This is a genomic window from Roseicyclus mahoneyensis, assembly GCF_003148775.1.
Taxonomy (GTDB): Bacteria; Pseudomonadota; Alphaproteobacteria; order Rhodobacterales; family Rhodobacteraceae; genus Roseicyclus; species Roseicyclus mahoneyensis.
In genome coordinates, this window is sequence record NZ_QGGW01000015.1 from 1 (window position 1) to 24845 (window position 24845).

Genomic DNA, 24845 nt, shown 5'->3' on the forward strand with positions numbered 1-24845 from the left:
ACAACCACCAGCGGCCCCATGCCGCCCATGGCGGACAGCCGCCCGCCGTGGTCTACTTCAACGCAACCCAAACCGATCAGCAGGTCCAGGCAGTAACTTAAATCACCCTCGGAATCTGTCCAAGAGTTGGGGAGTAGCTCACTGATCCTCGCGCAGGCCCAAGGTCTTGAGGCCCGCTGGTATGCCAAGCCGCCGGTTCAGCGCATCGAGCGCATCCTCCAGCGCGCCCGACCCAAGATCGAGGGCACGTTCGATCCGGGCGAATTTCGCAGGCGCGGCGGGGCGATTCAGGCGCAGGACGACAGGCATCAGAATGGCGTTGAGCGTGCCGTGGTGCAGATTGGGGGATTTCAACCCGCCCAAGGCATGGGAGAGCGCATGGACAGCCCCCAGCCCCTTCTGGAAGGTCAAACCGCCCTGCAGCGACCCCATCATCAATTCATGGCGGGCGGCAAGATTTGTCCCATCCTCATAGGCCGGGATCACATGCGCCCAGATGCGCGCCGCGCCGTCCAGCGCGATGGCTTCCGCCGGGGGATTGTCGCGCGGCGAAAGATAGGTCTCCAGACAATGCGACAGAGCATCGAGCGCAGTGGCGGCGGTCAGCGCAGGCGGCATGCCCAAGGTGAGTTCCGGGTCACAGATTGCGGCTTTCGGAATGAGAAACGGGCTGACAATGCCCAGCTTCCGGCCATCCGCCATCGTGATCAAAGCCGCGCGCCCCACCTCGGATCCGGTGCCGGCGGTGGTCGGCACGGCGATCACGGGCGCGACGGATGCGGTGATCAGGAATCCCCCTTCGATCAGCGCAAAGCGCGCCAGAGGCCCGCCATGGGTCGCCAGAAGGGCCACCGCCTTGGCCAGATCGATGGGCGAGCCCCCACCCAGCGCCACGACACCGTCGCAGCCTGCGGCCTTGTAAAGTTCCACGGCCTGCAGCGCGGCCTCTTCAGTCGGGTTGGAGGGCACATCGAAGAAACAGGGCGTGTCCTGCGGCAGGTAGGGCCGGATGCGATCCACCAGACCGGCCGCGACCACCCCGTGATCGGAGACCAGCAAAGGCCGTTTCACGCCCAGCCGGTCCAGCCGCGCCGCGACTTGCGCAATCGCACCAGCGGCAAATTCGATCTCGGTCAAATATGTGATGATGCTCATCGGCCCCGCCCCTTTCGCGGTCTTTGTTGCGACCGCCCCGCTCAGTTAGCGACGGTTTTGGCGAGATTGTCCATGTGATCCGATGAGCGAAACCCGTGTCGCAAATCGGTTCCCGCCATGAGTTTCCAGCTGCGCAGCAGCCGGCACCGCGGCGCTGTCACCTGGTTGTTCCAGCGGCGGTCGGGCAGTGCCATGACGATTTGCAGCCCGCCGATCTCATGCGAAGACCGACAGGATCGGACCGGGTGTGCCGCATCTGGTGCGAAGGGCCGGGCTGTCTGACCTGCGGGACGCGATACCCCACGTCACTCAGCTTGTTCCTTTCAGCATCCCCTCGACAAGCTTCTGCACGCGCAGGGCCTCGTCCGGCGTGGCGAGCCTGTTGGGCTTACCCGCGATGCACAGCAGCAAATCATCCAGTTGCGCCCTCAGGCTCACGGCACGCGGATCGGAGGGGCGTTCCGCGATCTCCTCGAAGGGTCCGCCGTCCGATCGGGCATCGACGTAGAAGTCGCTGATCCGGCGGCTGGTGAGCGAGCCCTTGATGGTCAGCTCCTGCCGATCGGGTTGCGCCCCGCCGACGCTGGCCATGATCGTCACCGGCACGCCCGCCGCACTCTCAAGCCTCGCCAGCAGGTGCGTCTCGCAAAGCTGCGGGTCCGCCGGGTAGGACGGATGCGCCCAGACCACCGACAGAGGTCCAAGGATTCGCTCCGAGAAGAACAGGAAGTGCGAGATCACCTCGCGCGTCATGCCGCCTTCGTCGCGGAAGCGGAGCCAGTCGGCCGCCTTTTGCCAGCCTCTCGGCCAGTCAGCATAGGTGACGACGATGTCGACGCCTTGCAAGTCGCCAAGCGCCCGGGTCCGGGCCGCGTCCGAGACGCTCGTCAGCGCGGCCCCGGCGGCTTGGGTGAAATTCACGGCAACGGGAAGACCGCTCGCCTTGCACGCCTCGACGAGGCCCTCGCTTTCGGCCACATCCACGCCGAGCGGCTTTTCGAGGAACACGGCCTTGCCCGCGCGCAGCGCGGCCAGCGCGTAAGCTTTCCGGGGAACCGGAGGGCAGGCGAGATAGACGAGGTCGGCCGCCGCCAGCGCCTCGTCGGCAGACGTTGCCACGGGCACAGCCCGCGCCAGTGCCAGCGCCTCCCGGCAGGCTTGCGGGTCCGGGTCCCACATCGCGACCACCTCGTAGTCTGGATGCCGCTGCATGTGCTCGAGCATCCGGCGCCCCATGATGCCTAATCCGATGATGGCGGTTCTGATGGTCATGGCGACTGTCCCGTTCCTGATCCTTGCGCTTGGCCAGCAGCTTTACGCTTGGATATGGCTGGATGGCAAATCAGGCGCTAGTCTGCCACCCATCTGCTTTGGGACGGCCACCAAATTCCCGAGCCTGATCTGGAGATTGCCATGTCTACCATCGAACTGGCCGAGGCTGCGTTGAAGCGCATCTTGCAAGACGAGGACAGGCTACATGCCTATGCTTGGCTCGACGAGGCCACTGTTCTCGCCGAAGCGCGTCGGCTGGATCACGAGCACCTGCGCGGTCCCCTGAGCGGCCATACGGTCGCAATCAAGGATATCTTCGATACGGTCGACATGCCCACCGCTTGCGGCTCCCCGATCTATGCGGGGCGGCGTCCGGCACGGGATGCAGCCGCAGTCGCCGCGATCCGCGCGGCGGGCGGTCTGGTGGTCGGCAAATCGGTCACGACGGAGTTCGCCCATCTCACGCCGGGGCCGACCCGCAATCCGCACAATCCGACGCATACGCCCGGCGGCTCTTCAAGCGGGTCTGCCGCGACCGTTGCGGCGGGGGGCGCCAGCATGGCGACGGGCACACAGACGGCGGGCTCCATCATCCGTCCCGCAGCTTTTTGCGGGGTTGTGGGCTACAAGCCGAGCTTCGCCATGATCAGCCGCAGCGGTCTGTCGCTGTTCTCGGAAACCCTGGACACGATCGGCGGGTTCGCTCGCACGGTTTCGGACGTGGCGCTTTTCGTCGGTGTCATGGCAGGCCGGAGCGACCTCATGACGCCGGTGTCGCCACAGGCGCCCCGTCTCGCGGTCTGGGCGACGCCCGACGCTGACAACGCCGAACCCTGTGTCGTGGTTGAGTTGGAGCGGGTGGCTGATGTCGCCGCCTCTGCGGGAGCTGCAGTTCAGACCTTGCCGGACGCTGCTGGCTGGCAGGCGCTGCTCGAGGCACAAAAGGTCATCATGGCTTGGGAAGGCACCAGGGCGCTTGCCTTCGAGCGGCAGGTTCATCCCGAGTTGTTGAGCGGGCCCTTGCGCGCCTACCTCGACGCTGCCGCACTCACATCGCCCGAGACCTACCTCGAAGCGCTTCATACGCGCCAGACCCTAGGTGCCGCGTTGAGTGCCGCCATGCAGCCCTTCGATGCGATCCTGACGCTCAGCGCGCAGGGCGAAGCCCCTCTGGCAGAGACGGGCACGGGCGACCCCCAGTTCAACCGGGTCTGGACCTTACTCGGTGGCCCCGCCCTGCATCTGCCGACGGCGACCGGACCGCGCGGTTTGCCGATCGGCGTCCAGCTCGTGGGAAATCCGGGAAACGATCACAGGCTGCTTGGCACAGCGGCCTGGTTGGAGGCGGCACTTTCCTGATCCGCCCCGGCGCGATTTCCGACGGGTTGAACGAAAGATGCGGTGTCAGCCCGGTGCCAACGCTTCGGCCGGTGGCGCAACACTCAGCCCTTGCACCCCATGCCGTGCGATCCGTTCGGCGATGAATCCCGATGCCTTCAACTCCTCGACCACATCGGCCAGCCATTTCGCCGCCCGCGCGTTGCCGCGCGGCGTGCCCACCGATTGCTGCACCGCACTGAACTGACCCTCGAGGATACGTGCGCCCGGCAGACGCTCAAGGTCCTGCAAGAGCCGCGGCCTGAGCCCGGCCAGCGCGTCAAGCTTTCGCTCGACAAAGACGTCAAAGGAGTCGTCGATGCTGTCGGTCCGCACCAACTCGGCATGTTTCAGGTTGTTCTCGAGCCACAAGCCATAGGCTGCCCGCCCCTTGGTCGCGATGAGGCGGCCCGGTCGGTCGACCTCCTCGATCGAGGTGATGGTCGACCCTGCCGGCACAAGGTAGGTCGACTCGATCTGGCAATAGGCTGCGGTGAAAGCGATGGTGCGCGCCCGCTGCGGCTCGGCCCCGATATTGCCGATATCCCACGCACCGCGTTCGGCGCCATCGGCGAGAAGCCCCGGGTCGGGGTAGCAAACGAGGTCGAGCGGCACGCCCAGCCTGCCGGCAATCTCGGCCGCAACATCCGGCGACACACCGACAGGTCGGCCGTCAGCCGTCTGGCCGCTGACGAGGAGGAAGTTTCCGGTGTTGATGCCGGCGCGCAGCCGGCCCGTGGGGGCCAGTTCCGCGAGCAGGCTCGGGTCGACTGCGGATGTGCTCAAGATGGGTGTCCCGGTTCGATGTGGTCAGGCCAAGGTCTGCAACACGCCTTCAGCCGAACGTTCAGACCGGAAGCGTAACCTCTTCAGCATGGCGCACAAGCAGTCAAATGCTCACGTTTCTGGGTGCACGGAGAGTGACACACTGTGCTCCGCAAGGACTTTATCACATGCAGCGGCGGGGCCGGATCTCGCCGGGTGCTGATGCTGCGGTTGAACTCTACCCAGGCCCTCTCGATCTCGGTCAAGCTCCTGTTGTCCGGCCACTTTGTGCCAAGCGCGGCGAGCCATAGCCCACCCGCGCAAGGGGCGGAGAGCCGCCGTCCACTGACCGGCTGCAGCAGTCTTGCCAATGAACCGGAGCAGACGTTCGGATCCAATGGCCTTCAGCTTCCGATGCGCAAGGTGCCGACACATGGGCGGAGTTGATGCGGAACGCGAGCAGGCCCCCCATGCTTGACGCAACCTAGTAAGCGACAGTGACGACGACCCGGTCTGAGTAGCTTCCGACCACCGCCTGCTGGTCTGCAAGGATCCTGCCGAACACGGCCAGAACCTGTTGGCCGCCGGTGCCCACGCCCGCCACAAGGGTTCCCGCGCCCGACCCCCAGCCCAGGCTGCGCGATGGGTCTTGGTAAAGACCGTAAGCAAGCAGGTTCCCGCCGTTTGCCAGCCGCCGACCGGAGGGCCCGCCGTCCATGGCATGGAGCCCGTGGTCAAGACCAACGGTGTAGGCGGACCCATTGGTGCACGACACCGTGATGCTGGCGGTCTGGTCCACCGGTGCCACGATGGCGGCGTCAATGTTTCCGAAATCCATGTTCGAGACTTCGACCGTGCAGCTTGCGGTGACTGTCGCCTGGACCGAGAACGAACTCGCGGTGCCGGTCTGGTCGCAGGCCGTCTCGCCATAAGACATCAGGACATCTCCGCCAGCCTCGAAGCGGGACAGGTAGGGTCCGATGGTGGCTTGCGCACCGATCGAGGTCACTTCGGCATAGAGGGTCGGTGCGACCGTGGCGCTGCCCGAACCGTCGAGGTCAACGGCGAAGCCGACAGTCTCCCAGATGATGCCACCGACCGAGAGGGTGTTGTTGGCCGTCAGCTGGTAATCCAGCGTTGCTGCCCCGTTCCCAGACATTGTGCGGGGCGTCAGGCCCGGCCCGCTGCCGCCGCTGCCTGCCCCGAGGCTTACGCAAGCCACGATCGATGCGCCGGGGGTGCCGCCAGAGCACGAGATGGTCACCGGGCCGCTGGTCTGTTGAGACTGGCCGTCCCGCACCGAGATCAGCCCGAAATCGAGCGAGGCCGGATCGGCGTCGCAGACCAGTTCCGCGCGGGCGGGATGGCCGGCACTGGCAAGCGCGACAAGGCTCGCAGCCAGAACAATGGGTCGTATCGTCATCTGCACTCCACTCCATCGATGTAGACCTGCTCATCGGCCACCTGTGCATAGGCGAAGGCGGCGGTGCAGGTCCTGCCGGCTGTCTGCGCAGTGATATGGTTGTGTGCGCCAAGCCCGGTGATCCAGACCTCGCCGTCGTATCCCAAGGTGAACGCGGTCGATGACCCGGCGAGCCGGACCTCGGCGCCGGGCGCAAGAAACACGCCACTGGCATCGCGCAGCACCACCAGTGCGCCAGCTTCGGACTGGCCACCGAAATCCAGGGCCACGCCGGACCACCGCGCCGGAACCACATCGATTGCCGTCGCGCCGAGGCTGGCGTCGAGCGGCAGGGCAAGCGGGTCGATGGACACCCGGTTCAGTCGGTAGGACCGGAGATCCGGCACCAGCGCCCGCCCGCTCGCGCCTGTACGGGCCACCGCACGATTGTTCAGACTGACCGGCACACCGGCAATCCCCAGATCGACCACGGCAAAGCCGTCCTGGATGCGGTTGCTCGCAAACAATCCGCCGCCCGCCAGAACCAGCGCCCCGTCGAATGTCGCGCTGGCGCTGCCGCCTGCATCGCCGTTGCGCAGGGCGAGATCGGCCCGGCCAAAGCCGGTCTGGTAGGTCGCACCGAGCGAAGTGTTCTGGCCCGAGAGGTTGACCCGGTAGCCATAGCTTCCCGCGCGACGATCTGCCGATCGTGAAAGCCCGGCGACAGTGTCGACGCGCCCGTATCGGTCGCGTTGCAATCCGGCGCTGGCATGGGCAGATCCCCCGAGCGCCATCGAGAGGCCCATCGACGCCCCAAAGCCGCCATCACCCGCGATATCGTGGAACGCATTGATCCGAAACGACGCCGCCCGCCATGGAAGCTGGCGCGAGTAGGAGGCCGACACGATGGTATTGGTCAGATCGGATCGCTCGGAGTTGATCAGGCTCAGCCCAAGGCTGCTGCCCGCGCCGAAGACCGGAATCGACAGCGTCACGGCATCAAGGGCTGTGATGGCGCCGAAGGACGGAACGACGGTAGCCGGATCGGAAGCCGCTGCCCGTTCCTCCCACGTCACGGAGGCCAGATCCTGGAAGGTGCCAAAGGTCCGTCGGGTGCTAAGCCGGACCCCGACACCGCCAACCTCGGTGCGCAATGCGCCAAAACCGAAACTGCCGCTGTCTTGACCATTGACGCTCTGACCACCCGCGAGGGAAACCTCGGCCTGGTTGAACAAGACCGCGTGAAAACCCACCCCCACCATCCGCAACGCACCAAGCGCTTCGGCGCGGGTCTCGACCGTCAGGCGGTTCGAAACGCCATAGCGCAGGCTCAGCGCAACAGCGTTGCCGTCGCCATACGCGGACCGTCCGTCGCCATAGGGCAGGCGCATGCGCCCTGCCTCGAAGGAGAAATCCAGCATGCCCCGGGCCAGAAGGTTCTGCGTCGCGAAGAACGGCACCACGGTGGTCTGCTCGTTGCCGGCCGCGTCGCGCAACACGAAAACGGCTTCGCCCGCGCTGGTGATCATCGGGACATTCGAGAGGTTGAACGGTCCGGATGCGACCGCCCCGGAATAGGCGCGCACATTGTCGACATAGACATCGATGCTCGAGGGCACGGCGGGCGATCCGGAGTAGGACAGCATGGGGCTGGTCACGACATCGTCGCGCAAGGAAAAATCGCGGCGGATCTGAATTCCGCCCAGTCGCACTGGCCGGGCCCATGTCGGGCCGGCTGTCGTGAAATCTCCGGCGGTCACGGTCACCATCCGGCCGGGGCTGAAGATGGTGAAAGAGGTGTCATGCCGTTGGAACGCGGCATCGCCGGGATCGTCGATCCGGGAGCTGACAGTCCCCGTGGTGGTAAAGACACCGAGCGGCGTGAAGGCCCGCAGGTCCAAGCTGGCAAAGGCCGTTTCGGCCCGAAACCCGTCGTCGAAGATGTCATCGCCGAGGTTCGCCGTTACCCTGTAATTCAGGACCACACCGAAACCCGCCTGTGCCTGGGGCAGATCGCGTTGCGGCACCGCCGAGATTTCGACCGGAACAAGGGCCGCATCCCGCGCCGTGATGGACAGGGTCTGCGACGGGACGTCGTAGACAAAGGACAGGCCCGGGATCTGATCAAGGAACACGGTCTGCCCAAGGTCGCGGGGCGCCGCGATCCCGATGCCTTGCAGCTCTTCGCGTTGTGCCATCATGCGCCGCGACTGCAGGGGCAGGGCGAACTCCGCCACAAGGCCGGTATCACGCCCGTTGATCGATACGAGCAGATACAGGGCTTCGTCCGCGTTGGGGTCATACTGCGCGCCGACGTCACCGGGCACAGGACCGGTTGCACTCTGTCCCTCGTCATCCCGGGTCTGCGCGCCGAGATCCATGACGGAGGTCCACGTGACCAGGCAAAGCGCGATCGCAACCGCGGTGATGTGGGGCCAGCTGCGCAAACTGGGTCCCCTCCCCTGTCTGTCGGCAGCGCGGACCCGCGCTGCCGCGTGCATTGTCGGGTCAGACCGGGGGGCCAAAACACAGCGGCACCGAATGCCGGATCGTGAACTTCACCACCTGGCCTTGCTGGCTTTCGCCCGGCAACTGGTCCACCAGAACCCGGTAGCACTCTTCGCCCCGCACAGCGGTCGTGGCCGTGCGCACGAGCCGGATGGTCAGTTCCTGATTGGGGGCCATCTGCATGGCGGGCGGGCTGGCCACGACGTCGCGCGTCGCCTCCAGCCTTCCGGCGCCACCATCGCGGTGCCACCGCACTACGCGGACCTGACCTTGGGTCACACCCGGACCACCTGCCCTGACGGTGAGGGTGGCCACCTGCGTTCCCGGGGCGACCGTGATCGATGTGGGCGAGACGGTGAAGTCATTGGCAAGGGCCGGACCGGTCAGGGCCAGTGCTGCCAGCAGAACGACGCCGCCGATCCTCGAACGTGCACACTTGAACATGTGATGTACCTTTCTTGGCTTTACGGAGCGTAGTTGGCAGTCAGGATGACCGTGTCGGCATAAGTGCCCATCGGATAGGCAGGACTGGGCTGGATCTTGCCGTAGAGCGTTGCGGTGTAGGTGTTCGTCGTTCCCACCTGCACCAGCGTGACGGCACCGTCGGTTGCAATGTCTGCACCGCCCGCTTCCAGCTCGTGCAAGGTGTAGGGCACCCGGTCGTCGATGCCCGCGGCGAGGTTTCGCTGCGTCGTGGGCGGGTCCGCGTTGGCCCCCATCCCGACCAGAATGGTGGTCACAGTCGAGACGCCGTTGCATTCCAGCGTCACCAGAGCAGACCCGTTGGTGACTTCGGTCACGCTCAGGGTGCCAAAGGCGAGCGGCTCTGCAGACAGCGTGCAGGTTCTGGCAACCTCGGCGGACACGCCCATCTCACCCGTTGCGGTCTGAGCTTGGGCCAGACCGACAGCAGCGACCAACATGCCTGCGGCAAGCGAAGGGGCAGAGCGACTGTTCATTGGATGGTTCCTCTTTCGGGACTGGCAGTCCCGAATGCAGCCCGCCACGAAGACCGGCTGTAGAAAACATGGACCCTCATTGCAGAGTTACAATGACTTTAGTCCACCCTTGACTGCCGGGATGTGTTCGACGCAGGGCAAGATCCAACGAGAGACCGGCCTTGGCTCGATGAACCTGCGGTCCGAACCGCTTGATCGTGTGGTATAAAGGCGCGAAGGGCGAACCGGTCCGCAAGCGACTCCATCTCATGGAACGTCTGTGTTCAAATCAGAGAAAAATGTCCTCTCGTCTTATCGAAGCTGCACCCGACCTGTCGCGTAGAGCCTGAGCGGTACCGGAAGACCACCCGCTGTAGGCCGGCGTTAGCCATGATCATCCGCCGCATTGGATGCGATCGGGGCGGTTCGTCATGCATTCGTTCCTCTGCGAGCGACAGGCCAAGCCAATCAGGCTTCAGTTCCGCAAGTCCTGATGGGGCACGCGACCGCCGTCAGGAATCGGGTCACGGCCAAGTCTGTGATCAGGACTGCTGAAAAGAGTATGAATGGCCGGTTTGGGAAATCCATACCCCAGCGCGCGGCCCCCCGCCGGTTGGCAGCTATGGACCGACCGACGCTAGGCGGTGGCGGTCGGCGGCACACCTACAGGTCGATCCTCTCTGACAGCGGCAACCCGCCACCGCCCGCCTTGGTGATCGCGCGCCAGGTGCTGCCGACCCAGATCCAGATGATAGAGCTTGCGGGTTCGAAGGAGATGACAAACCACGACGGCAGGGCGGTGAAGTCCAGCGTATGGCCGGACGCGGATTCGCTGATCGACCCCCAGAAAGTAGGATCGGCGGAATTCGATGTCGTGACGTTATAGGTTGCCAGGCAAGAACACGCTCCTCGTCAAGCCAGCAACGCAAGCAGAGCGAGACCTTTCGTCTCCTTTAGGGGTGTTTCCGACCCACCAAACTCCAGAGGACCGCCGTCAGTGGCCACGTCATGAAACGGAGGGTCACCCTGCCGATTTAAGCATGTGATCGCGACTTTGGCATATGAAGCCTCTGAATCGGTTAAGCGCGCTTCTCGTCGGCCCTCGTGAGGACCAGAAAATCATCCAAAGTTTGACAAATTGGGGCTTTTGTCGCGACAGGCTTCGCACGCCGAAGGCCAACAGGGCGATGAGCAACCTTTTCTCGCTCAAGCGCGCGCCTAGGGGGTGACTTCGACCCTACTTTGCCATGAGCCATGGCACGGCACATGCCGACCGGCCCTGGTTGATCCGTTGCTTCCGCACAGAACCAAGACCTACGTTTTTCTGGGCGTTATATGTCGTTTTGTTTGGTGGGGCTCAAAAAGGGCCGCGTGTGGATCACCGGCTTTCGCACAGAGTGCCACAGTCTTGATACGCTGTCGGAACGTCGGAACCTGGGGGAAAGGCTAAGCCGCTCCGCGTCAATGGCGCCCGTGGCTGGCGTTCCAATCCATCTTGGCTAAGCAGCTCAACAAATGGTGCCCGCTTAAACTTGCGTCATACAGACACCGGGCTCACTGAATGACGACAGGAAAATTTCTGATAAATGAAAGATGGCGCACTGGGGAGGATTCGAACCCCCGACCCCTTGATTCGTAGTCAAGTACTCTATCCAACTGAGCTACCAGTGCGTGAGGGCGGGGTTTAGCGTCGGTGAACCGGCCTTGCAAGGGGGAAAACCCGATCGGTCACGCCGCAAGTCCTGCGGGCAGTATGACCTGAAAGCATGTCCCACCCGCCCCGCTGCGCGCCAGTTCCAGCCGACCGCCATGGCCCCGCACCAGTTCGGCGCAAATCGCAAGACCAAGACCGCTGCCGCCCTTGCGCGCCCCACCATGGAACGGCTGGAACAGGTGATCGATCGCCTTTTGCGGCAAGCCGGGCCCGGTGTCGCTGATCTCGATGACCCAGGCCTCGGGTCCATCCGTGCCGGTCACGCGGATCTCGCCCGGCTTGCCGGTCGCGGCGATGGCTTGGCGGGCATTGCGTACGAGGTTGGACAAAACGCGGTGCAATTGTTCGGGGTCCGCGCGCACCGAGACATCGGCGGGCACATAGCAGGCATAGGTGATCTGCGCACTGTCGGCAGCCAGCCTTTCGTTTTCGATCACATCCTCGACCAGATTGCGCAACCCTACCCGGTCGAGCTTGGGGGCCGGTTCCTCGGCCCGGCCAAAGGCCAGCGTCGCCTCGGTCAGGTTGATCGCGCGGTTGAGCGAGCCGACCAGTCGCGGCGCAATGCGGCGCACCGTCGGGTCCTCGGAGGCCTCCAGCCGGTCGGCGACCAGCGTGGCCACCGACAGCATGTTGCGCAGATCGTGGCTGATCTTGGCCACCGCCTCGCCCAGCTGCGCCAGACGCTCGCGTTGCTTGAGCGCGCCGGTGAGGTCGGTCTGAAGCGATTGCAGCGCATCCTCGGCATTGCGCAATTCACGCACCCGACCTTGCGGGGTGATGATACGCGTCGCATCCGACGGAGCCTCGGCATAGCGCATCATCGAGGCGACCAGCCGCCGGATCGGCGTGACCATCAGGCGTTGCACCGCCACGAAAAGCAAGACCGCCGTGAATATCGAGATCACTGCCGACAGCGCGAGAATGCGCAGCCCGTAGTCGATCATCGCCATGCGCAGCGGTTCGGTCGGCATGGTGATCTCGATCAACAGCCCCGCCTCGCGCACCGGTTCGCCGATCACGCGAATCACCTGCGCCTCGGGGTTGGCCAGCCGGGCCATCGCGTCGCGCATCAGCTCGAAGGCAGAGGGGTCGCGAAGGTCGTAGCTGGCGGCGATGGCGGGCATCTCGTCACTCGACAAGATCAGCTGCCGCACGGCGTCACGGCGCAGCACCACGTTCAGCACCTCGGCGTTGCGCAGCAGCTCTTCCTCGAGTTCCTCGGAGATCATGCCGTCCGTCGCCAGCAGGGCAAGCGAGGCGATCTGCGCCCGTTCCAGCCGCGCCAGCAGGTAATCCTCGCGGAACCGCGCGATGGAGGGCAGGAAGATGAAGACCTCGGCCAGCATCACGAAGATGACGGTGAGGATCAGGAAACGCCCTGAAAGGGTATTGGTCACGCGGTTTACGCCCTTGCCGAGACAGACAGCCCCCCGATCCTTAAAGCCAGCGCTGCACCGCGCGCACGACCCGTTTGACGAGGGGGCTGTCAAACAGTTTGGGAGAGAAATAGGCCCCCGCGGCGCGTTTGTTAATCTCCCCCAGTGTGGGATAGGGCGCGACCATGCCCGCTATTGCCGACATCTTGAGCCGGTTGGCGATGGCCAGCGCCCAGATCTGGATCAATTCGCCCGCCTGCGGCCCGACGATGGTGGCCCCCACGGGGCGGCCCTTGACCACCATGACCTTGGCGAATCCCTGCGCCTGCCCGGTGGCGATGGCGCGGTCATTGTGGGCGAAATCGGCGCGGGCCACGAACAGCCTGTCCCCATGTTTCTTACGCGCTTCGGCCTCGGTTAGGCCGACCTGCGCCAGTTCCGGGTCGGTGTAGGTGACCCAAGGGATATGGTCGGTGCGCGCCTTGGCGGGCAAGCCGAAGAGCATCGGGCGGATGATGACGCCCGCGTGATATCCCGCGACATGGGTAAATTGCAGACCGCCCGCCGCATCACCGACGGCATAAACCCGCCTATTGGTCGAGCGCAGGCCGCTGTCCACGGTGACGCCGCGCCGGTCAAAGCCGACATGCGCCTTGTCGAGGTCGAGCCCCTCGACATTCACCTGCCGCCCGACCGCGACCAGCAGATGCGAGCCGTCAAAACTGCGGCCGTCGTCGGTTTCCACCCGGATCGCACCCTCGGTGCCCGAGACGGCGGATACCTGTGCGCCGTCCACGATCTCGATCCCTTCCGCGCGCAGGGCGCCCAGCACGATGGCCGCGGCCTCCGGATCGTCGCGGCCCAGCGCCTCTTGCCCTTCCAGCACGGTCACCTTGCAGCCTAGGCGGCGATGCGCCTGCGCCATCTCCATCCCGATGGGACCGCCGCCGATGATGATCAGATGCTCGGGCCGCTCGCGCAGCTCGAAGATCGTCTCGTTTGTGTGATGCGGCACGGCGTCCAGCCCCGGGATGGGCGGCACAAAGGGGCGCGAGCCCGTGGCGATGACAAAGCGGCGCGCGGTGATGACGTGATCGCCCGCCTGCACCTCGGTGTCCGAGATGAAGCGTGCCCGGTCGCGGATCACCCGCACGCCCAACCCCTCGAACCGCTCCTGACTGTCGACGGGGGCGATATGGTCGATGGTGGCCTGCACATGATCCTTTGCGGCGGCGAAATCGGGAACGGTGGGGTGCCCTTCAGTGCCGAAGGCGCCCTGCGCCGTCGCATGCGCCTTGTGGCCTGCGGCCAGCAGCGCCTTGGAGGGGACGCAGCCGTAGTTCAGGCAATCGCCGCCCATCTTGTGGGCTTCGATCAGGACGACATCCGCCCCCATCTGCACGGCACCGGCCGCGACGGACAGGCCGCCCGAGCCTGCGCCGATGATGCAGATATCGGTCTTGATGCGGGACATGGGCACGGCCTTTCGGAACGGAACGGGGAGCGTGTCACAGGCCGGGACGGCCGCGCGCCAGTTTGAGGAGGACGGGCAGCATGGCCAGCGCCGACAGGCCCAGCAGCGGCAACAGGATCTGCGGCTCGAAGATGATGCCCAGATCGGGGGTTTCGCCCCGGGCAAAGACGTCCGAAAGGCCTGCCCCGACCGAGGTGAAGACCACGGCGCCCGGCATGATCCCGAAGAAGGTCGAGATCACGAAGCGCCGCAGCGGCACATCGAGGAAGGCGGGGATGAGATTGGCCAGAAAGAACGGCACCACGGGCACCAATCGGATCAGGAACAGCATCGACCACTGGTTGTCGTCGATCCCGTCCTTGATGCGTTTGACCAGCCCCTCGGACCCTTCGAGCCGCGCGGCCATGCCTGCGCCAATGCCGCTGCGCGCCGCCAGAAAGATCGCCGTCGCCCCAAACGTTGCGCCCGCGATGTTGAACAGCGCGCCCGGAAAGGTGGCGAAGAGAAACCCGCCCGTCAGCGTGGCGAGGGTGGCACCCGGCAGGGAAAAGGCCACGATGACCGCATACAGGGCGATGAACCCGATGACAGCGGCAAGATAATGCGTGTCGCGCAGGGAAATCAGCGCGTCGCGGTTGTCGGCCAGCGTCTGGAAGCTGAGCCTGTCGCCCAGATACCACCAGCCAAGCCCCGCGCCGAGCGCAATGGCGATCAACGGCAGGGCGCGACCAAGGGGGGATTTGCGGATCTGGGGCACGATGTCGGTCATGGGGGCACTGTCCTTTGGCGATGTCCAGTAAATGCGTCAGCCCGCGTCGATGCGACAGGGGAAAGGCGGCAAGTTCACAGCGGCTTGATGGGGCGTGACGGGAACGCGGGTTTTCGTGACGATCGGGCCGCGACGCCGTAACCTATGGGGGCGGATGTTTCAGTCGGGGGCCCCATGGAACGGATTCTGGTCAGCGCCTGCCTTGTCGGCGCGCCCGTGCGCTACGACGGTCGGGCCAAGGACGCGGGCAGCGCTTTGCTGCGCCTGTGGGCCGATGAGGGGCGGCTGATGCCGCTTTGCCCGGAACTGGCGGGCGGGTTCGCCGTGCCGCGTGCCCCGGCCGAGATTACGCCGGGGGCGACAGGGGCGAGCGTTCTGGAAGGCACTGCCCACGTCCATGACCGCAGCGGAAAGGACGTGACCAAAGGCTTTCTGGATGGTGCGACGGCAGCCTTGCGGTTGGTGCGCGACACCGGCTGCCGTCTTGCGCTCCTGACCGAGGGCAGCCCATCTTGCGGGGTCGCCCGCATCCACGCAGGACGTTTCGATGGCGTCACCCGGCCCGGCGAAGGCGTGGTGACCGCCGCGCTGCGACAGGCGGGCGTGCGGGTGTTCTCGCACGAAGAGATCGCCGATCTGGCCGCTGTCATCGCGTGTCGTGAAAATCGCCCGGGCTGACTGCGCTCTTCATTGACAGGCTGCGTGGCATTCCGTATTGCCCGGGCTTCATCGGAGATTCCCTTGGGTCGATGAGGCGCGCTCTTGTAGCGACCCGGCCCAGACAAGCGACGGAGAAGTCAGATGTCGAAGCGGACCTTTCAGCCCTCGAACCTCGTGCGCAAACGGCGCCACGGGTTCCGTGCCCGCATGGCCACCAAGGCCGGCCGCAAGATCCTGAACGCGCGTCGCGCGATCGGGCGGAAATCGCTCAGCGCCTGAGACAGGCCGGGGCCGTGACCCTTGAGGCGCCTCCGCCGGGCGATGGCCCGCCGGGGGCTTGTCCTGTGGTGAAGCTTTCGGTCCTCAAGCAGCGTGCGGATTTCCTGCGCGCCGCCCGCGCCCGTCGCCAGCCGATGCCGGGCTTTCTGGTGCAAGCCCGCCTGCGCGGTCCCGACGAACCGGCCGAGACCCCCATCCGCATCGGCTACACCTGTTCGAAAAAGGTCGGCAACGCGGTGGCCCGCAACCGCGCCAAGCGGCGCCTGCGCGAGATTGCCCGCGCCATCTTGCCCGTGGACGGCCGCGCGGGCTGGGACTACGTTCTGGTCGGTCGCGCCGATGCCACGGCGGGCCTGCCCTTCGACCAGCTCAAGACCGATCTGGCAACGGCCCTGAGGATGCTGCACAAATGACGCCGCTTGCCTTTGTCGTGTCGCTGCCGGTGCGGTTCTACCGCCTCGTGTTCAGCCCATGGGTCGGGCATGCTTGCCGCTATCAGCCCACCTGTTCGGCCTATGCGATGGAAGCGCTGGAGAAGCATGGCGCGCTCAAGGGGGCTTGGCTCGCCGCCCGGCGCATCGGGCGCTGCCATCCCTGGGGCGGGTCGGGTGTGGACAATGTGCCGGACTGACCGGGTCAAATCCGCTCGAAGCTGATGATGACCTCGCCGATCCTAACGCCGTAGCGGAACATGTAGGCGCGGTTCAAAAGCCTGTCCTCGGACAGAAGCCACATCCAGTCGTCAAAGCTGACGCGCATCGTCTCGCCGCCCGGCACGGGCAGATCGATGGTGTATTGCCAGTTGAACGTGTCACCGCGTTCCTGCCCCGTGGCCATGCCGATCACGCCGGGCGCGGTCCCCTGCCAGCTGTCCGGTCCGGTCTTGGTCAGGGTCCAGATGCGTTGTTCGGTCGATCCGTCCTCATAGGTGAAATCCTCGACCAGCCGCAGCGTCTCGCCGTCCCAAGTGCCTTCGATCTCGACGGTGAAGCGCCGGCGGACGGTGCCGAAGACATCCTGAAACTGGCCATAGGCGACCAGATCGCCCGCGAAGAACTCCTCGAGGTTCAGCTGCGCCTCGCTCAGCGGCGGATCCACCAGCGACGGCCGGCCACCGCAGGCCCCCAGCGTCAGGGTCGCCACAAGGATCAAGATCAGTCGCATCAGGGCACCCGCGGTTTTGTCCTTCCCCGGGACCTAACACGACGCCTGCCCCGGGCAAGGCCGCTGTCAGGTCAGCAGCGCAAGGTCGGATGACCCGGCCACGGGTCGCCGCGTCGGCATCGTCGCCGGATCGGCACCCTTCAGCGTCTGGGCCAGATCGGCGTAGAACCCCGGATCGTCGAAATACCACGTATGCGAGCCGCGCATCGTCTTGCCCGAGGGCGGCACCTTGGCCTCGTATTGCGCACCGCAGTAGACGTCATGGAACCGTGCGGGCACCGCGACCGGCATCCCGTTGCGACCGGCGCGCTGCTGGCCGTGCACGATGCCCTCGGACAGGCTCAGCACCCGGTCGAAGGTCGAATAATAGTTGGTCAGCCGCTTGCAGCGCAGGTCCATCACCAGCGCACCCCAAGCCCCGCTTTCCATCCACGGCTTGTCGGCGTCGGCGGCGACAAAGGCGACCTGATCCACCCCCCAAGGCACCGTGCCCGGCGCGCCACCATCGCCCACACCGGAAAAACCGCGCAAGGTCAGGTAGCTTCCCATCGAATGACACAGCAGATGGACCTTGGGCTGCGGCCGCAGGTTCAGGATCGGGCCGATGGCATCGACCACCAGATAGGGGGCGGTGTGCTTGGCATCTCCCCTGTCACTGAGATAGCCCAGAACGGTGCCGTCGCTGGGCCAGTCATACCCGATGACCAGTCCGGTCCAACCGACGGCAGCAAGGCCCAGCTCGATCTTGCGGCGTCGCTCCAGCATCTCGGCCTGTTCGGTGTTGAAGCCGTGGACGAAAATCAAGATCTCGCCCGCCTGCGCCTCTTGCTTGACGAGGCTGAGCCAGGTGGCCTGATCCACGATGTGATCCCCCCCGGGCGACGTCGCGTCAGGCACGGACACATGGCGCGTGACGCTGGCGCGGTTGTGCGTGAAGCGGCCGGTTGACGCGTTGTAGCTGCGGCGGGTGACGAAAAGGGGCATGGTCGGGCCTCGGCTCGGGGAAGGGTCGGGCCGAGGATGACTCAGGCCTGCCCATCCGCAAAGTAGGGTTTCCCCCCACGCCGCTTGACGCACGCCCGGCCCCGGCCCCATACCGAGGCCGCGCGCAACAAGGACACGCCCCATGCTCGACCGTGACGACATCGCCGCAGACGCCGGCGACGACATCCACCCGCTGTTTCATGGTGCGCCCAAAACCACCGAGTTCCGCAAGCTGCGCAAGCGCATCATCCGCGAGACCCGCGAAGCGATCGACCGCTACGGCATGGTTGATCGGGACCCCTCCGGCCCACGGCAACGCTGGCTCGTTTGTCTGTCAGGTGGCAAGGACAGCTACACGCTGCTGGCGGCCCTGACCGAATTGCAGTGGCGCGGACTTTTGCCCGTCGACATCCTGGCGTGCAACCTCGATCAGGGGCAGCCGGGGTTCCCCGCGACCGTCCTGCCCGAGTTCCTGACAGCAATGGGCGTGCCGCACCGGATCGAATACGCCGACACCTATTCCATCGTGATGGACAAGGTTCCGCAGGGCCGGACCTATTGCGCGCTGTGCTCGCGGCTCCGGCGCGGCAACCTTTACCGCATCGCGCGCGAGGAAGGGTGTTCGGCCGTCGTCCTCGGCCATCACCGCGACGACATTCTCGAGACGTTTTTCCTAAATCTGTTTCATGGCGGCAAGCTTGCGACCATGCCGCCGCGTCTGGTCAACGACGAGGGCGACCTGTTCGTGCACCGCCCGTTGGCGCATGTCTCCGAGGCCGATTGCGAAGCGTTTTCGCGCGCCATGGGCTATCCGATCATCCCTTGCGACCTGTGCGGCAGTCAGGACGGCCTGCAGCGACAGGTGATCAAGCGCATGCTCGACGAGTGGGAGGCGCGCGCACCGGGCCGCCGGGGCAAGATCTTTTCGGCGCTGATGACGGCACGGCCCTCGCATCTGCTGGACACCGAGCTGTTCGATTTCGCCGGATTGGCACAGCTTGCAACTGCACAAAATTCGAAGAACTGAGGCCTCCGACGTTAAGCGCCTGTCAGGGCTTGGCCGATTATCCGGTGCGCGTTGGCGCAACCCCGCTGGGGTCTTGCGCCCCCGGATGATCCGAAAGGCGCAGCCCATGGCCGAGAGATATCGCAGCCTTGCCACCCGCTTTGCCGGGGCGACGGGCCGGGCGCTGACGCGGATCGACGTGCTGGCGCTGTTTCCGCTGACCGTGCTGGGGGCGCTCTGGCTGGGGCTGTCGGATCTGGTGCTGGTCTCGGCCTTTGCCCTGCCCGCCCTGCTGGCCTTGCGCGCGCTGGCCTTGGCCGCAAGCGGCGCACCGATGGCGGATACGGGCTATGCACTGCTGCCGCATCCGCGCAACGGCCTTTCAGGGCAGGATGCTTTGCTGGCGATGCTGGATCATGTCGCGCAAACGCCCGGTCAGGACAGTGCCTGCATCCTGATGCAGATCGACGATTGGGGCAGGCTTGGCGAACGCTTGGGCATTGAGGCCGCCGAGGATGTCGCCCGGCGCTGTGGCGAACGCATCTGCACCGCGCTCAGGCAAGATGATCTGGTCGTGCGCCTTGGTGATGCGCGCTTTGGCATCGTGCTGCATCCGGTTCCCTCGCTCCGTCTTGGCACGCGCGAGGCGATCACCTCACGCTTGCGCGCCGCGCTGAGCGAACCCATCGGCATCGGCGGTGCCGCTGTCCGCCTGACGGCGTCGGTCGGTCATGCCGGTCTTATGCGCGAGACAGGTGATGTCGCAGGGGCAACCTTGATTGCCGCGGAGGCCGCGCTGACCGAGGCGCTGCGCAATGGCCCCAATGCGGTGCGCGCCTTTGCACCAGCGCTGCTGCGCCAACGCACCGCGCGGGCCGATCTGGCCAGCGAAGTTACCGCCGCGCTGGAGGAGGGTGAGATCCGCCCATGGTTCCAACCGCAGATCCATGCCACAAGCCGCGTGATCTCGGGGTTCGAGGCGCTGGCGCGCTGGCACCATCCTGTCCGGGGCGTGCTGGCCCCGGCGGAGTTTCTGTCGGCCGTCGATGACGCGGGACGCATGGATGCGCTGGGGCAGGTGATCTTGTTCCACGCGCTCGACGCGCTGCGCCTGTGGGACAAGGCCGGGCTGCGTGTGCCCTCGGTCTCGGTCAACTTCTCGGCCGACGAACTGCGCAACCCCGCCCTTGCCGACCACCTTAAATGGCAGGTGGACCGTTTCGACATCGCCCCCGGACGCCTGACGGTTGAGATCCTCGAGACCGTGGCGGCACGGGGCGACGACGACACCATCCTTGCCACCATCGCCGCCATCGGTGCGCATGGCATCGCGCTCGACCTCGACGATTTCGGGATCGGTCAAGCTTCGCTGGCGGCAATCCGGCGCTTCGGCGTGGCCCGGATCAAGATCGACCGCTCCTTCATCCTCGGGCTTGATGCCGATCCCGGTCAGCAGGCCATGGTTGCTGCCATCCTGTCCGTGGCGCGGCACCTTGGCGTGCAGACCCTTGCCGAAGGGGTGGAAGACGCTTGCGTCCAGACACTTCTGGCGCAGATGGGCTGCACCCATCTGCAGGGCTTTCACATCGCCCATCCGATGCCGATCGAGGATACGGTCGCATGGGCAACCCGTCACAACGAGACGCTGGCCCGTCCGCCCGCGATCGGTCGGCGCGCGGGTTGATCCGTCCCTGGCCAGGCCCGCGCGGAAAACGCCCCTTGACCTTTGCCCCCCCGATCTGTTGAACCCGCGAGAATATCAACCGCGGGACGCTGACAATCATGCAAGATCAGAACAGAAACCTGATCCTGGCCACGGCGCTGAGCTTTTTGGTCATCCTCGTCTGGTTTGTCCTCTTCCCGCCGCCCGAGCCGGTCACCGATCCCAACGCCACTGCGCCCACGGCGCAGGCACCCGCGGCAGGCGGGACCGATATCGCGCTGCTCCCGCCCGCCGCGACGGATGGAACCCCTGCCCTGCCCGAGGCCGAGGCGGCAACCGCCGCCGCGCCCGAGGCGCCGCGCGTGCGGATCGACACGCCCGAACTTGAGGGATCCATCTCGCTGATCGGCGGCCGGATCGACGACCTGTCGCTGCGCGGGTATTTCGAGACGCTAGAGGAGGACAGCCCGATCGTCCGCCTGCTGTCACCCGTCGGCAGCGAAGATCCGTATTACGCCCTCTACGGCTGGGTTCCTGCGGGAAGCTCGGACCTCGGCTTCGAGGACGTGCCGGGCGCCAACACCGAATGGGCGGTCGAAAGCGGCGAGGTTCTGACTCCCGAAACCCCGATCACCTTGGTGTGGGACAACGGCTCGGGCCTGATCTTTCGGCGCACCATCGAGATCGACGCGAATTTCATGTTCTCGGTCACCCAATCGGTCGAGAACACTAGCGAGGCTGCCGTCCGGCTGGCCCCATATGGCATCGTCGCCCGCCACGGCCTGCCCGATGACCTGCAGAATTTCTTCATCCTGCACGAAGGCGTCGTGCGCAAGGTCGACGGTCAACTGGACGAAATCAGCTACAACGACCTACCCGATCTCGACTTTGTCGAGCGCGAAGCCGCAGCCGCTGAAATTGTCGCCGTGGAGGCGAACGGCTGGATCGGCTTTACCGACAAATACTGGATGACCACGCTGATCCCGGGCGCCGACCAGCCCTTCACCAGCGTCACGAAGTATGTCGCTAGCGCCGACATCTACCAGACCGAAGCGCGCCTTCCCGCGATGGATGTCGCGGCAGGCGAGACGGCCCAGGTTACCACCCAGCTTTTCGCCGGTGCCAAGGAGTGGGAAACCATCCGCGACTATGAGGCTGCAGGCGTCGAACGCTTCATCGACTCGATCGACTGGGGCTGGTTCTACTTCCTGACCAAGCCGATGTTCTGGTTGCTGCACACGCTCAATGTGCTGATCGGAAACATGGGCCTTGCGATCATTGCACTGACCGTCATCGTCAAGGCAGCCCTCTTCCCCTTGGCCTACAAATCCTATGCCTCGATGGCCCGCATGCGCGAGCTGCAACCGCAGATGGAGAAGATCAAGGAGCGTGTCGGCGACGACCGCCAGAAGATGCAACAGGAGATGATGGAGCTCTACAAGCGGGAGAAGGTGAACCCCGCCTCGGGCTGCCTGCCGATCCTGCTACAGATCCCGATCTTCTTCTCGCTCTACAAGGTGATCTTCGTCACGCTGGAACTGCGCCATGCGCCGTTCTTCGGCTGGCTCAATGACCTGTCGACACCCGACCCGTCGTCGATCTTCAACCTCTTCGGGCTGCTGCCTTGGGCCGCGCCGGAACCCACCAGCATCCTCGCGCTGATCTTCATCGGGGTGCTGCCGATCCTGCTGGGCATCTCGATGTGGCTCCAGCAAAAGCTGAACCCGCAGCCGACAGACCCGACACAGGCGGCGATCTTCGCCTGGCTGCCCTGGGTGTTCATGTTCATGCTGGGCAGTTTCGCCAGCGGCCTGCTGGTGTACTGGATCGCCAACAACACGATCACCTTCGCGCAGCAATACATCATCATGCGGCGACACGGGTACAAACCGGACCTGTTCGGCAACATCCGCTCCAGCTTCCAGCGAAAAAAGCCCGAGGCGAAATGACCTGGCATCTGGCCCAGATCTGGCGGCATCCGATCAAGGGGATCGGGGCTGAGTCGCTGGAGCATGTGGGCCTGCAGGTCGACCGGCCGCTACCGCTGGATCGCGCCTGGGCCGTGCTGGAGGAGGGGGGCGAGGCAGCCGATGGCTGGCGGCCATGTCGCAACTTTCTGCGCGGGGCCAAGGGTCCGTCGCTAATGGCGGTCACAGCCCGCGTTGAGGGCGAGGCGATCCACCTCTCGCATCCCGACCGGCCCGACATCACGATCACTCCCGGCACGGCGGAGGCAGCGCCCGCGCTTTTCGCTTGGCTGAGGCCGATCTACCCCACCGACCGCCGCGGCCCCGCCACGCTGGTCAAGGCCCCGCCAGCCGGCATGAGCGATGCGCCCTTCGCCTCGGTCGCGGTGCTCAACATGTCCTCGCTGCGCGCTTTGTCCCAAAAGCTGGGCCAGTCCCTCGACCCGCGCCGGTTCCGCGGGAACCTCTGGCTCGAGGGTCTTGCCCCTTGGGAGGAGTTCGATCTGCTCAGCAAGCGCCTGCGCATCGCCGGAGCCGAGTTGGATGTGATCGAACCCATCGGCCGTTGCCGCGCAACCGAGGCGAACCCGGAGACGGGCAAGCGCGACGCGAACACACTTGCCGCGCTGGAGGATGGCTGGGGCCACACCCAGTTCGGCGTCTACGCCATGGTGCGGCGTGCGGGCCGTGTGACGGTCGGCGACGAGGTGACCCGAGCATGACCACCCTGCCCTTTCCTCTCGCCCCCGAGCCCGACGAAATCACGGCCGAGGTGGGCCGCAAGCTCTTCGCCGGCGGGGCGGAGTTCCTCAAGGGCGTGGTGGCGATGGACGGCCTGCCGCCCGCCGACCGGCCCGAGGTCTGTTTTGCGGGCCGCTCCAACGTCGGAAAATCCACGCTGATCAACGCCCTGACCGGGCGCAAGGCGCTCGCCCGAGCCTCCAACACGCCCGGCCGCACGCAGGAGATCAACTTCTTCACCCTCGGCGAAAGCCACTACCTCGTCGATCTGCCCGGCTATGGATACGCCGAGGCGCCCATCGACGTGGTGCGCAAGTGGCAGGTCCTGCTGCGCGCCTATCTCTCGGGGCGCGCCACCTTGCGCCGCGCCTTCGTGCTGATCGACGCGCGCCATGGTGCGAAGGAGGTCGATCAGGAGATCATGACGCTGCTCGACAAATCCGCCGTGCCCTTTCAAGTGGTGATGACCAAGGCCGACAAGGTGCGCGGGACGGACCTCGAGGCGTCGCTCGCACGCACCCGCGCGGCGCTGGCCAAACACCCGGCCGCCTATCCCGAGCTTATCTTGACGTCGTCGGAAAAGGGCGACGGGATGCCCACGTTGCGCGCCACCATCGCCGCCATCGGCTGACCCTGCGCCTTCATCTTTCCCCAAATATGCAAAGCCGCCGCTTCACACGGGCGCGTGGCTCGCCTATTCAATCGCAAAGCCACCCCGAGGCCCCGACATGAAGCAAAGAGACATGACCCGCGATCACCTTGCCGTTGCCCGCACGCTGAGCGAGGCACTGCCATATCTGCAGCGCTTCAACGACGCCGTCGTGGTGGTCAAGTTTGGCGGAAACGCGATGGGCGACGATGACACGATGACCAGCTTCGCACGGGACATCGTGCTGCTCAGGCAGGTCGGCGTGAACCCCGTGGTGGTCCATGGCGGTGGGCCGATGATCAACGAAATGCTTGATAAGCTTGGCATAAAATCCGAGTTCATCGATGGCAAACGGGTCACCGACGCCGCGACCGTCGAGGTGGTCGAGATGGTCTTGTCGGGCCTCGTGAACCAGCGGATCGTGCAGGCGATCAACGCGCAGGGCGGCAAGGCGGTGGGGCTGTCGGGCAAGGATGCCTCGCTGATGATCTGCGAACCGGCGGATGCGATTTTTGGCTTTGTCGGCATCCCGGTCGAGGTCGATCCGGCGGTCATCAACAACCTGTTCGAGGATGACATGATCCCGGTGATCGCCCCCATCGGCATGGGCCGCAATGGCGAGACTTTCAACGTCAACGGCGACACGGCGGCGGGTGCGATTGCCGCGGCGCTCAAGGCTGACCGCTTGTTATTGCTGACGAATGTCGCCGGCGTGAAGAATGCCGAGGGCGAATTGGTGACCGAGTTGAAGGCCGCCGAGGTGGAAGAAATGACGCGCGCGGGCGTGATCGCGGGCGGCATGATCCCCAAGACCGAAACCGCGATCGAGGCGGTCCGCGCAGGTGTCCGTGCCTGCACCATCGTGGACGGGCGGGTGCCCAATGCGGTGTTGCTGGAGCTGTTCACCGAACATGGCGCGGGCTCGATGATCCGGGCCTGATGGCCGGTCACAAGGCGTACACGGGCCGTACACGGCGCG

25 protein-coding genes and 1 tRNA gene are annotated in these 24845 nt (G+C 65.4%); 12 read left to right on the top strand and 14 right to left on the bottom strand.

Annotated elements, in window-relative coordinates:
* Nucleotides 1-138: 138 nt before the first annotated feature.
* The 3 genes from C7455_RS18665 to C7455_RS18670 all read right to left on the bottom strand — a co-directional run bounded on the left by C7455_RS18665 (nt 139) and on the right by C7455_RS18670 (nt 2427).
* The gene (locus C7455_RS18665) at nt 139-1155 is read right to left on the bottom strand and encodes an iron-containing alcohol dehydrogenase (RefSeq protein WP_109670854.1); all 1017 of its coding nucleotides are present in this window, start codon (nt 1153-1155) and stop codon (nt 139-141) included.
* 41 nt (nt 1156-1196) lie between these two features.
* On the bottom strand, nt 1197-1349 hold the full coding sequence (locus tag C7455_RS20270; RefSeq protein ID WP_170119148.1) for a hypothetical protein: 153 nt from the start codon (nt 1347-1349) through the stop codon (nt 1197-1199).
* A gap of 115 nt (nt 1350-1464) precedes the next feature.
* Nucleotides 1465-2427, bottom strand: coding sequence for a Gfo/Idh/MocA family protein (locus tag C7455_RS18670; RefSeq protein WP_109670856.1), 963 nt, complete (start codon nt 2425-2427; stop codon nt 1465-1467).
* A 141-nt stretch (nt 2428-2568) separates the two neighbouring features.
* Here C7455_RS18670 and C7455_RS18675 point away from each other — a divergent pair, with 141 nt between their 5' ends.
* Nucleotides 2569-3786, top strand: coding sequence for an amidase (locus tag C7455_RS18675; protein WP_109670858.1), 1218 nt, complete (start codon nt 2569-2571; stop codon nt 3784-3786).
* Nucleotides 3787-3831: 45 nt separating this feature from the next.
* Here the strand turns inward: C7455_RS18675 and C7455_RS18680 are convergent, their stop codons facing one another.
* From C7455_RS18680 to C7455_RS18700, 5 genes are all read right to left on the bottom strand, one after another.
* Complete coding sequence (locus C7455_RS18680; protein WP_109670860.1) at nt 3832-4590, bottom strand: transporter substrate-binding domain-containing protein; 759 nt, start codon at nt 4588-4590, stop codon at nt 3832-3834.
* 463 nt (nt 4591-5053) lie between these two features.
* Complete coding sequence (locus tag C7455_RS18685) at nt 5054-5992, bottom strand: Csu type fimbrial protein (protein ID WP_109670862.1); 939 nt, start codon at nt 5990-5992, stop codon at nt 5054-5056.
* Nucleotides 5989-8352, bottom strand: a complete 2364-nt coding sequence (locus tag C7455_RS18690) for a fimbria/pilus outer membrane usher protein (protein WP_170119149.1) — start codon at nt 8350-8352, stop codon at nt 5989-5991. Before C7455_RS18690 ends, C7455_RS18685 begins: the two co-directional genes overlap by 4 nt.
* A 127-nt stretch (nt 8353-8479) precedes the next feature.
* Entirely contained in the window at nt 8480-8923 is a 444-nt protein-coding gene (locus C7455_RS18695; RefSeq protein ID WP_109670865.1) for a fimbrial biogenesis chaperone, read from the bottom strand.
* 20 nt (nt 8924-8943) lie between these two features.
* Nucleotides 8944-9438, bottom strand: coding sequence for a spore coat protein U domain-containing protein (locus C7455_RS18700; RefSeq protein ID WP_245904430.1), 495 nt, complete (start codon nt 9436-9438; stop codon nt 8944-8946).
* Between the two features lie 601 nt (nt 9439-10039).
* Between C7455_RS18700 and C7455_RS18705 the strand changes: the two genes are divergently transcribed.
* On the top strand, nt 10040-10303 hold the full coding sequence (locus C7455_RS18705; RefSeq protein ID WP_146200051.1) for a hypothetical protein: 264 nt from the start codon (nt 10040-10042) through the stop codon (nt 10301-10303).
* Between the two features lie 708 nt (nt 10304-11011).
* Here the strand turns inward: C7455_RS18705 and C7455_RS18710 are convergent.
* The 4 genes from C7455_RS18710 to C7455_RS18725 all read right to left on the bottom strand — a co-directional run bounded on the left by C7455_RS18710 (nt 11012) and on the right by C7455_RS18725 (nt 14753).
* Nucleotides 11012-11088 (bottom strand) — tRNA-Arg (locus tag C7455_RS18710).
* A 57-nt stretch (nt 11089-11145) separates the two neighbouring features.
* Nucleotides 11146-12531, bottom strand: coding sequence for a sensor histidine kinase (locus C7455_RS18715; RefSeq protein ID WP_109670868.1), 1386 nt, complete (start codon nt 12529-12531; stop codon nt 11146-11148).
* 40 nt (nt 12532-12571) lie between these two features.
* Entirely contained in the window at nt 12572-13984 is a 1413-nt protein-coding gene (locus C7455_RS18720; protein ID WP_109670870.1) for a dihydrolipoyl dehydrogenase family protein, read from the bottom strand.
* A gap of 34 nt (nt 13985-14018) precedes the next feature.
* Entirely contained in the window at nt 14019-14753 is a 735-nt protein-coding gene (locus C7455_RS18725) for a TVP38/TMEM64 family protein (RefSeq protein WP_109670871.1), read from the bottom strand.
* A 174-nt stretch (nt 14754-14927) separates the two neighbouring features.
* Here C7455_RS18725 and C7455_RS18730 point away from each other — a divergent pair, with 174 nt between their 5' ends.
* The 4 genes from C7455_RS18730 to yidD all read left to right on the top strand — a co-directional run bounded on the left by C7455_RS18730 (nt 14928) and on the right by yidD (nt 16323).
* Nucleotides 14928-15431, top strand: coding sequence for a 2-thiouracil desulfurase family protein (locus C7455_RS18730; RefSeq protein ID WP_109670873.1), 504 nt, complete (start codon nt 14928-14930; stop codon nt 15429-15431).
* 123 nt (nt 15432-15554) lie between these two features.
* On the top strand, nt 15555-15692 hold the full coding sequence (gene rpmH, locus C7455_RS18735) for a 50S ribosomal protein L34 (RefSeq protein ID WP_109670875.1): 138 nt from the start codon (nt 15555-15557) through the stop codon (nt 15690-15692).
* Nucleotides 15693-15706: 14 nt separating this feature from the next.
* Nucleotides 15707-16105, top strand: coding sequence for a ribonuclease P protein component (rnpA, locus tag C7455_RS18740; RefSeq protein WP_109670877.1), 399 nt, complete (start codon nt 15707-15709; stop codon nt 16103-16105).
* A complete protein-coding gene (gene yidD, locus C7455_RS18745) occupies nt 16102-16323 on the top strand; it encodes a membrane protein insertion efficiency factor YidD (protein WP_109670879.1) in 222 nt (73 codons plus the stop codon). Before rnpA ends, yidD begins: the two co-directional genes overlap by 4 nt.
* Nucleotides 16324-16328: 5 nt before the next feature.
* Here yidD and C7455_RS18750 read toward each other — a convergent pair whose 3' ends face one another.
* Nucleotides 16329-16856: a DUF3833 domain-containing protein gene (locus tag C7455_RS18750; protein WP_109670880.1), complete on the bottom strand. Its 528-nt coding sequence runs from the start codon at nt 16854-16856 to the stop codon at nt 16329-16331.
* Nucleotides 16857-16922: 66 nt separating this feature from the next.
* Complete coding sequence (locus C7455_RS18755) at nt 16923-17840, bottom strand: alpha/beta hydrolase (protein WP_170119150.1); 918 nt, start codon at nt 17838-17840, stop codon at nt 16923-16925.
* Nucleotides 17841-17982: 142 nt separating this feature from the next.
* On the opposite strand from C7455_RS18755, the gene ttcA reads away from it, so the two are divergent.
* The 6 genes from ttcA to argB all read left to right on the top strand — a co-directional run bounded on the left by ttcA (nt 17983) and on the right by argB (nt 24806).
* The gene (gene ttcA / locus C7455_RS18760) at nt 17983-18867 is read left to right on the top strand and encodes a tRNA 2-thiocytidine(32) synthetase TtcA (protein WP_109670884.1); all 885 of its coding nucleotides are present in this window, start codon (nt 17983-17985) and stop codon (nt 18865-18867) included.
* Between the two features lie 106 nt (nt 18868-18973).
* Nucleotides 18974-20530 carry a GGDEF domain-containing phosphodiesterase gene (locus C7455_RS18765; RefSeq protein WP_170119151.1) on the top strand — a complete coding sequence of 519 codons (1557 nt, stop codon included), beginning with the start codon at nt 18974-18976 and terminating at the stop codon, nt 20528-20530.
* A gap of 98 nt (nt 20531-20628) precedes the next feature.
* Nucleotides 20629-22458 (top strand): membrane protein insertase YidC, encoded by a 1830-nt coding sequence (gene yidC / locus C7455_RS18770; protein ID WP_109670888.1) that lies wholly within the window; start codon nt 20629-20631, stop codon nt 22456-22458.
* Entirely contained in the window at nt 22455-23198 is a 744-nt protein-coding gene (locus C7455_RS18775; protein ID WP_109670890.1) for an MOSC domain-containing protein, read from the top strand. Before yidC ends, C7455_RS18775 begins: the two co-directional genes overlap by 4 nt.
* Nucleotides 23195-23848 carry a ribosome biogenesis GTP-binding protein YihA/YsxC gene (yihA, locus tag C7455_RS18780; RefSeq protein ID WP_109670892.1) on the top strand — a complete coding sequence of 218 codons (654 nt, stop codon included), beginning with the start codon at nt 23195-23197 and terminating at the stop codon, nt 23846-23848. Before C7455_RS18775 ends, yihA begins: the two co-directional genes overlap by 4 nt.
* A gap of 97 nt (nt 23849-23945) precedes the next feature.
* Entirely contained in the window at nt 23946-24806 is an 861-nt protein-coding gene (argB, locus tag C7455_RS18785) for an acetylglutamate kinase (protein WP_109670894.1), read from the top strand.
* Nucleotides 24807-24845: the final 39 nt, after the last annotated feature.